Raw genomic sequence first — 8,238 nt, forward strand, 5'->3', positions numbered from 1 at the left:
GACCCGCATCGCCGTCGTGGACGCCATGAAGGTGGCCAACGAAAGCAAGGAGGGGAAGAAGATCCAGGGCGTCCTCAAGGGCGTCCATGACCAGAAGCAGAGCGAGATCAACTCCAAGGAAGCCGACTTGAAGGCCCTGGAGGAGAAGGCCAAGGACCCGAAGATCAGCCAGGAGAAGCGTGACGAGATCCAGAGCCAGTTCACCCAGAAGATGTACGAGTACCAGGCCTTCGCCAAGGCCGCCACGGACGAGATGGAAAACCGGACCCAGCGCATGCAGGAGGAGTTCCAGGAGAAGCTCAACCGGGTCCTGACCCAGTACGCCCAGTCCAAGGGAATCTCCCTGGTGGTCGAGAAGGGCATCTGCCTCTACAACGCCGACGCGCTCGACATCACCACCGAGGTCATCGCCGCCATGAACCAGGCCTATCCCGGCGCGTAACGCCATGAAGGCGTCGGCCCTCGCCGAGGCCCTCGGAGCCCGGCTCGACGGGAACCCCGACCTGGACATCCGGGGGATCGCCCCCCTCGAGCGGGCCTGCGGGAGCGACGTATCCTTTCTGGCGAACCCCAAGTATCGGGAGGCCGCGGGAAACAGCGCCGCCGGGGCGATCCTGGTGGGAACCGGGGATCGGCTTCCCGGCAAGACCCTCCTCATCTGCGACGACCCCTACGTCGCCTTCGCCCGGGCGCTGGGCCTCTTTCATCCACCGCGGACCTTCGACCCGGGCGTTCACCCCACGGCGGTGGTCGGCGCCGGGTGCGTCATCGCGAGAGACGCCCACGTGGGGCCCCTGGCCGTGATCGGCGAGGGCACCCGATTGGGGCCTCGCACGGTGGTGGAGGCGGGGTGTGTGGTGGGTTGCGGATGTGTCCTCGGCGAGGACTGCCACCTCTATCCGAGGGTGGTCCTGTACGACGGGACGGAACTCGGGGACCGCGTCGTGCTCCATGCGGGCGTGGTCGTCGGCTCCGACGGCTTCGGGTACGCCCACGAGAAGGGCCGCCACGTCAAGGTGCCCCAGGTGGGAAACGCCGTGGTGGAGAGCGACGTGGAAATCGGCGCGAATACGGCCATCGACCGGGGGACGCTGGCCGAGACGCGCATCGGAGCGGGGACGAAGATCGACAACCTGGTCCAGATCGGCCACAACGTCCACACCGGACCCGGTTGCATTCTGGTGGCGCAGGCCGGCATCAGCGGAAGCACCCACCTCGGGCGCGGCGTGATCTTCGCGGGCCAGTCGGGAGCCGTGGGCCACATCCGCATCGGAAACGGCGTCAAGGTGGGGGCCAAGTCGGCCGTCACCAAGGACCTCCCCGATGGGGCCTTCGTCACCGGGCACCCGGCGCAGGACCACAGGGCCTGGCTGAAGGAACGGGCCCTTTGCGGGCGGCTCGAGGAGATGGCCCGCCGACTCAAGACCTTGGAGGAAGCCCTGGCCAAGCAGAAGGCGGAGGACTGAGGCATGATGGACGTGGTGGAGATCCAGAGAATCCTGCCCCACCGTTACCCCTTCCTTCTCGTGGACCGCATCCTGGAGATCGATCCGGGAAAACGCATTGTGGGCATCAAGAACGTGACGGTGAACGAGGAGTTCTTCCTGGGGCACTTTCCAGGCAAGCCGGTCATGCCGGGAGTGCTCATCGTGGAGGCCATGGCCCAGGTGGGCGGGGTCCTCCTCCTCAAGGACATGCCGGACCGGGAGAACAAACTGGTCCTTTTTGCGGGGATCGACGAGGCCCGCTTTCGGCGCCCCGTCGTGCCCGGAGACCAGCTCCGGTTCGAGGTGGAGGTGCTTCGCCTGAAGTCCTCCACGTGCAAGCTTCAAGGCAAGGCGTACGTGGACGGGAACCTCGTGGCCGAGGCGGTGATCCTCTCCGCCATGGTGGACCGCTGAGGGCGGCCGCGGGCCCGCCCCGGGAGCACAACCGATGACGACGACCATTCATCCGACGGCGGTGGTGGAGAAAGGGGCGAACATCGCCGACGGCTGCACCATCGGCCCCTTCTGTTACGTGGGCCCCGAGGTGACCCTGGGAGAGGGGTGCTCCCTGGGTCCTCACTGCGTGCTTCACGGCAAGGTGACCCTGGGGGCGGGCAACACGATGGTGTCCCACGCGGCCATCGGCGGACCTCCCCAGGACATCGGCTACAAGGGCGAACCGAGCGAGGTGATCATCGGGGACGGCAACGTGTTCCGCGAATTCGTCACCGTGAACCGGGCCACCACCAAGGAGCAGAGGATCACGCGGCTGGGGAGCAGGGGCCTCTACATGGCCTACTGCCACATCGCCCACGATTGCGTGGTTTCCGACAACGTGATCTTCGCCAACAACGCGACCCTGGCGGGCCACGTTCACGTGGGCAAGCACTCCACCGTGGGCGCCCTCTCCGCCATTCACCAGTTCTGCACGGTGGGCGACTACGCCTTCATCGGCGGCGGCTCCATCATCACCCGGGACGTCCTCCCCTACATGAAGACGGTGGGCGCCCGCGGGGAGGGGAAGACCTACGGCGTGAACACCATCGGCCTCCAGCGCAAGGGCTTCTCCGCCGAGTCCATCGAGGCCCTGAAGGGGGCCTACCGGACCCTCTTCCATTCCAAGCTCCTCTTCACGGAGGCGCTGGGCGTGGCGGAACAGAAATACGGAACCGTGCCCGAGGTGGCGTATCTCCTCCGGTTCATCCGGGAGTCCAAGCGGGGCATCCAGAGGTGAGGAGGGGCCCCGGAAAGGGAGGCGGCCGATGGGCGAATTGAAGATCGCCGTGGTGGGCGTGGGGAGCCTCGGACAGCATCACGCGCGGATACTGGCCGATCTCGAAGGCGTCCGCCTGGCCGCCGTCGTGGACGCCGACGGCGCCCGCGCGGCGGAGATCGCTGGACGACACGGCGTGCCGGCTCTCGGTCCCGGAGACCCTCTCCCGGCGGTGGACGGCGTCGTCGTGGCGGCCCCCACGCGCCTTCACCGGGACCTGGCCGTGCGCTTCCTGGAGTCCGGAATCGGCGTGCTGTGCGAAAAGCCCATGGCCACCACCCTCGAGGAGTGCGACGCCATCCTGGAGGCTCAATCCCGGTCCGGCGCCCCGCTCCTGGTGGGCCACATCGAACACTTCAACCCGGGCGTGGAGGCCCTTTCGGCCCACGTTCACCATCCTGGTTTCCTTGAGGTCCACCGGCTGGGCGTCTTCGTGCCGAGGTCCCTGGACGTGGACGTGGTGCTGGACCTCATGATCCACGACATCGAGATCGCCCAGAGCCTGGTCAGACGCCCCGTCTCCAAGGTGGAGGCGGTGGGCGTTTCGGTGCTCACGCCCTACGTGGACCTCGCCAACGCGCGCCTCACCTTCGAGGGGGGTTGCGTCGCCAACCTGACGGCCAGCCGGATTTCCCGGGACAAGGTCCGGAAGCTCCGCCTCTTCCAGAAGGACGCCTACCTGAGCGTGGATTACGCCGAGCAGGCCGTCGAATGCTACCGCGTCGAAGACGGACCCGCCGGACGCGCCATCCAGAAGGTGCCCGTGGCCGTGGAGAAGAAGGAGCCCCTCCGGAGAGAGCTCGAGCACTTCGCCGCGATCCTCGGGGGCCATGAATCGCCCCGGGTGGACGGACGCGCGGCTCGGGACGCCGTGGCCGTCGCACAGGCCATCCTCACATGCATGGCCCAGCAGACCCCGCTGGAGTGAACGCCCTCCTGGGCCGTCTCTGCTCTCCCGAGGCCCACGGCTTCGCCTGGGCCGTGACCCGGGGGGGGCAAAGGCTGGCTTCCGGCTGGGGCGGTAGCGCGGTCTCCCACCCCGAGCGCCATCCCGCCGCCGGGGACACGCTGTGGGACCTGGCCTCCTTGACCAAGCCCCTCGCCACGGCCCTCGTCGCCCTGCGTGCCGCCCAGGACGGCCGGCTGGACCTTCTGGAGCCCGTTCCGGAGACGGATCCCCCCTGCACGGGTCTCGACCTTCTCCGCCACCAGGCGGGCTTCCCTCCGTGGCTTCCCTTGTACGCCTTCTCGAGCGGACGAGCCGAGGCCCGGACCTGGCTCGCCTCCCGATGCCCCCGGCGCCTTCCCTCCGGCCAGGCCGAGTATTCCTGCCTCGGATACCTTCTCCTGGGCCTTCACCTGGAAGAACGCCTGGGCGCGTCCCTGGATCGCCTGTTCCAGAAGTTCGTGGCGGAGCCGCTGGGCCTGCCGGCTGAAAGCGCCCTGTTTCGTCCTCCCGAATCGGTCCGCCCGAGGACCGCCGCGACGGAACTCGACGGCGCCCACGAGACCGCCTTGGCCCGTCCCCACGGCGCCCTCCCCCCTCCCTTCGCCCCGGGTCTGGCCTGGGGGGAGGTCCACGACGGGAACGCCCGGTTCCTCGGCGGCGTCGCAGGAAACGCGGGTCTCTTCGCCTCCCTCGGGGCGGTGGAACGGCTCTGCGACGCCTTCCGCCCTTCCGCGGGCTTCCTCAGCGCCCGCTCTCTCGACCTGGCCTGGACGAGCCCCCACGGCCGGGGCCAGCGCCGGACGGCCGGATGGAAAGCGGCTGATTCCGAGGGTTGGACCGTGGCACCACTCTTGCCAGCAGGATCCGTGGGCCACGAAGGCTTCACGGGCACCGCGGCGTACTTGGAGCCGGGCGAGGGGAGGACCTTCATCTTGCTGACCAACCGGATCCATCCGGCCCATCCAGGTACGGACTTTGCGCCCGTGCGGGCCGCCTTCCTGCAGTGCGCGGGAGGCCTTGCATGAAAGACCGCTGGACCCGTAGCGCGGCCTTTCTGCTCGCCCTGGGGTTGCACCTGCTCATCGTGCTGGTGGGGGGCCGGCAGTACATGACCGCGACCTCCGACCCGAAACGATTCAACCAGGCGGCGCGCCGTCTCCCCCAGGAGGTGAACGGCCGGCCGGTGCGGTTCATCTACGTGAAGGACATGGAGCCCTCAAAGGAGCCTCCCCTCGATCCTTCCCGGCTCTCGGACGTGAACCGGAGGGGCGCGAGCCCCGACCCTCGCAAGGGCTCCTCCCCGGATCCCACCTCCCTCGGGCGCAGCCCCGTGCGCCAGAGCGGAGGGCCCGGGGACGCCCCCGCAACCCGGCCTTCGGTCCAGCCTTCGCCCGGCGGGCCGCCCTCCGCCCGGCCCGAGCCTCCGGGCGCTCCGGCCCGCGCGGAACAGCCCTCGCCCCGGAGCGAGGCGGCGGCCCCCTCCCGCCCCGCCCGGAACGTGGAGGCCAAACCCGTGAAGGGGAAGCCCGGCCGGGAGATCGCGCCCGGGACCCCGTCGGAGGCGGAGAAGGGGCTCCCCGTGGGAGACGCGGGGGAGGCCGCTTCATCCCCCACCCAGAGGCCGGTCGTGGCCGATCCGCACCGCGCCGAGGCCGGCCGCCCCGGAGCCGCCCGGCCGGGAGCCCTCGCCAGCCAAATCCAACAAATGATGGTGGGCAGCCTCCAGGGCGGGTACGACAACCCCAACGCCAGCCGGCTGAATACGGGGGCCCTCTCCTTCGACACGGCGGCGTGGGACCTGGGCCCCTACGCCCGCCAGGTCCAGGAGCGTGTGGAGAGCAACTGGCGCATACCCCAGGCCCAGATGGTGCTGCGGCAAAAAGGGTGGGTCGCGATCCGGTTCTCGATCCAGAAGGACGGCCGCATCACCGACATCTACCTGGACCGACCCTCGGGGATCCCCTCCTACGACCAGTCCGCCATGAACGCGCTGATTTCCTCCAACCCGCTTCCGCCCCTCCCCGAGCAGGTCACCGCCCCCGAACTGTCGGCGGTCTTCCGCTTTTTCTACAACATCCCCCAGGAGGAATGACCGGAGGGTGGCACGCCTCTTGCTTCATCAATCGTCATCCTCATACCCCCCTCCATTCCTCTTACGGCCCCGCAAGGGGCTCTTCTTTTTTCCCCCCGCAAGCCGTGGGTCCTTTATGACTCATGTCGGGTCCCCGACAGCACGACGGGGCCTCTTTTCTCCGGGCCTTCGGGCGCCGTTCGACCCCCGATGAAAGGCCTTCGAAGGCCGCCGGGGGGGCCGGTACCCCGCTCGAATGGCACACCGTGCCTTTGTGGCACACCTTTTCGTCCTTGAAACGGCCCGATTCGGCCCGTTTCGGCTGGCATGCACCTTGCTTGAAAAAAGGCGTTGCCTAACCCCCTCCCTTCCCTCTCGCGGGAGCCCTTCGGGGCTCCCGCACCTCCTTTTCGGGCCTCGCGCTCCCTCCAAGACCCGCGAGGGAAGCGAGGGTGACTTGAGCCGGTTCCCGGGTACACAGGGGAGAAGCGAGATCTCTCCGGACGGGGAGGGACGGCCTCCCTCACCCCGCGCGCAGAATCCTCCGGGGGCCCCACCCTTGGGGCTGCTTCGCTCCCTCGGGAGCGGGGCCCGGAGGCTGCCCGAGCCCCTGAGAGGGCGCAAGCCGTTGACCACGGAATCGACCCTCCGCCCAGGCTTTCAAGGTCGGTCCCCTTTCCGATCGCGGGTATTGGGAACCTCCGGCCGTTTGGCAGCCGCGCCGCCCTGTGAAATACTGTCTCCCCGCCCATCGGGCGCCATCCGGTGGCGGGGTTCGTCCATCCCAAAGGTCCCGGCGCACGGCCGGGGCGCGCACTCCATGGGAGGATAGGTGAAAGCCCGATCCCCGCTGGCCCTGGTCTTCCTCATCGTCTTCATCGACCTCATGGGGTTCGGGATCGTCATCCCCCTGCTCCCCTTGTACGGGGAGGCCTACCACCCCACGCCGGTGGCCTTCGGTTTCATGATGGCCTCCTACTCCCTCATGCAGTTCCTCTTCGCCCCGGTCATGGGACGCATATCCGACCGCTGCGGGCGGCGGCCAGTGCTCCTCCTGTCCCTCGCGGGGACGGTGGCCGGATACCTTCTCTTCGCCCTCCAGGACTCCTTCGCCATGCTGGTCGCCGCCCGCGTGGCGGGAGGTATCATGGGCGCCAACGTGGCGACGGCCCAGGCGGTCATCGCGGACATCACGGGGCCCGAGGACCGGGCCCGCGGAATGGGGCTCATCGGGGCGGCCTTCGGCCTGGGCTTCATCCTGGGGCCCGCCCTCGGCGGCACGGCCCATCGCCTGGGCCACTCCTTCCCGGGGCTCCTGGCCGCGGCCCTCTCGGCGACGGCCTTGATCCTGGCCTGGCTCACTCTTCCCGAGACCTGGCCCCCCGAGCGCCGCGCCCGAGCGCCGGTCTCAGATAAGGGATGGTTCAAGCTGAGGCAGTTGGAAGCCGCCCTGCGCCACCCCCAGGTCGGCCTCCTCCTGGTGCTGTTCTTCCTCTCCACCTTCGCCTTCGCGAACTTCGAGTCCACCTTCGCCCTGCTCCTGCTGGAGCGGTTCGGGCTGTCCATGATCCAGGTCACCTACCTGTTCGTGTTCATCGGCGTCCTGGCCGCCCTGGTGCAGGGTGGGCTGATCGGGAGGCTCTCCCGGAGGTTCGGGGAGCGCAAGTTGATCCTCTCCGGCGCCGCCCTCCTCCTCCCCGCGTACCTCGCCCTGGTGGGGGTGGCCTCCCTTCCCGCCCTCCTCGGACTCCTGCCGATTCTCGCCCTGGGAGCGGGCCTCGTGGGTCCGGCCCTCTCCTCCCTCGTGTCCCGCCTGTCGGCCGAGGACGAGCAGGGGGGAATCCTCGGGGTGTACCAGTCCATGGCGTCCCTGGCCCGGATTCTCGGCCCCTTCTGGGGGGTGTACGCCTTCACCCGCCTGGGAAGCGCGGCCCCTTACTGGACCGCCGCGGGGACGGCCGTGGTGGTGTTGCTCCTGGCCTTCGTTCTCTGGGCCAGGCCGGGCGATTCGGCCTGAACCGCCCTCACGGCCCCTCCAAACGCGAAGGCCCCCCCGAAGGAGGGCCCCATTGGCGCAGGCGGAACCTCCCTACTCCTCCAAGTTGAATTCCTGGAACTCGAAGAAATACCCCGTTCGAGTCAGGACGTCCGTTTCGGCCTGGACGATGGCCGTGTGGCCGTCCTCGATCTCCAGGAAGCGCTGGTACATCGCCCTGGCCCGGGGGTCCTCCAGGGAGGCCACGAGGCCCTTGTAGAAGCGGCTGACCTCCTCCTCGAGCTGGAGGGCGGTGAAGAGCCTTCGGTAGTCGTCCTGGTAGTCGCGGGACCCTTGGGAAGACGCGAGGACCTTGGCCCCGGCCTCCACGAAGTCCTTGGAGGGCAGGATCGTCTCGAGGGGCCGGTCCGAAAGGACTCCGTCTTTCCGCCATTCCTCCAGCCGCGAGCCGAGATAGTCCAC

General features: G+C 68.8%; 9 protein-coding genes. 8 read left to right on the plus strand and 1 reads right to left on the minus strand.

Translation table 11 applies throughout. From position 1 onward, the window contains the following. The 8 genes from AB1824_12235 to AB1824_12270 form a co-directional block, all read left to right on the plus strand. A partial coding sequence (locus AB1824_12235; GenBank protein ID MEW5765733.1) for an OmpH family outer membrane protein occupies nt 1-442 on the plus strand: 442 nt, incomplete at its 5' end. A 4-nt stretch (nt 443-446) separates the two neighbouring features. Then, a complete protein-coding gene (gene lpxD, locus AB1824_12240; GenBank protein MEW5765734.1) occupies nt 447-1,466 on the plus strand; it encodes a UDP-3-O-(3-hydroxymyristoyl)glucosamine N-acyltransferase in 1,020 nt (339 codons plus the stop codon). Nucleotides 1,467-1,469: 3 nt separating this feature from the next. Continuing rightward, nucleotides 1,470-1,901 (plus strand): 3-hydroxyacyl-ACP dehydratase FabZ, encoded by a 432-nt coding sequence (fabZ, locus tag AB1824_12245; protein ID MEW5765735.1) that lies wholly within the window; start codon nt 1,470-1,472, stop codon nt 1,899-1,901. Nucleotides 1,902-1,935: 34 nt separating this feature from the next. After that, nucleotides 1,936-2,721, plus strand: a complete 786-nt coding sequence (lpxA, locus tag AB1824_12250) for an acyl-ACP--UDP-N-acetylglucosamine O-acyltransferase (GenBank protein ID MEW5765736.1) — start codon at nt 1,936-1,938, stop codon at nt 2,719-2,721. A gap of 28 nt (nt 2,722-2,749) precedes the next feature. Beyond that, nucleotides 2,750-3,688, plus strand: coding sequence for a Gfo/Idh/MocA family oxidoreductase (locus tag AB1824_12255; protein MEW5765737.1), 939 nt, complete (start codon nt 2,750-2,752; stop codon nt 3,686-3,688). Continuing rightward, a complete protein-coding gene (locus AB1824_12260) occupies nt 3,685-4,734 on the plus strand; it encodes a serine hydrolase domain-containing protein (protein ID MEW5765738.1) in 1,050 nt (349 codons plus the stop codon). The genes AB1824_12255 and AB1824_12260 overlap by 4 nt, the downstream gene beginning before the upstream one ends. Beyond that, nucleotides 4,731-5,801, plus strand: coding sequence for a TonB family protein (locus AB1824_12265; protein MEW5765739.1), 1,071 nt, complete (start codon nt 4,731-4,733; stop codon nt 5,799-5,801). Before AB1824_12260 ends, AB1824_12265 begins: the two co-directional genes overlap by 4 nt. Nucleotides 5,802-6,612: 811 nt before the next feature. After that, nucleotides 6,613-7,797 (plus strand): MFS transporter, encoded by a 1,185-nt coding sequence (locus tag AB1824_12270; protein ID MEW5765740.1) that lies wholly within the window; start codon nt 6,613-6,615, stop codon nt 7,795-7,797. 72 nt (nt 7,798-7,869) lie between these two features. On the opposite strand, the gene AB1824_12275 is transcribed toward AB1824_12270, so the two are convergent. Beyond that, nucleotides 7,870-8,238: hypothetical protein (locus AB1824_12275; GenBank protein MEW5765741.1), on the minus strand; the 369-nt coding region annotated here is incomplete at its 5' end.

The sequence above is a fragment of the Acidobacteriota bacterium genome (genome assembly GCA_040752915.1).
Taxonomy (GTDB): Bacteria; Acidobacteriota; UBA4820; order UBA4820; family DSQY01; genus JBFLVU01.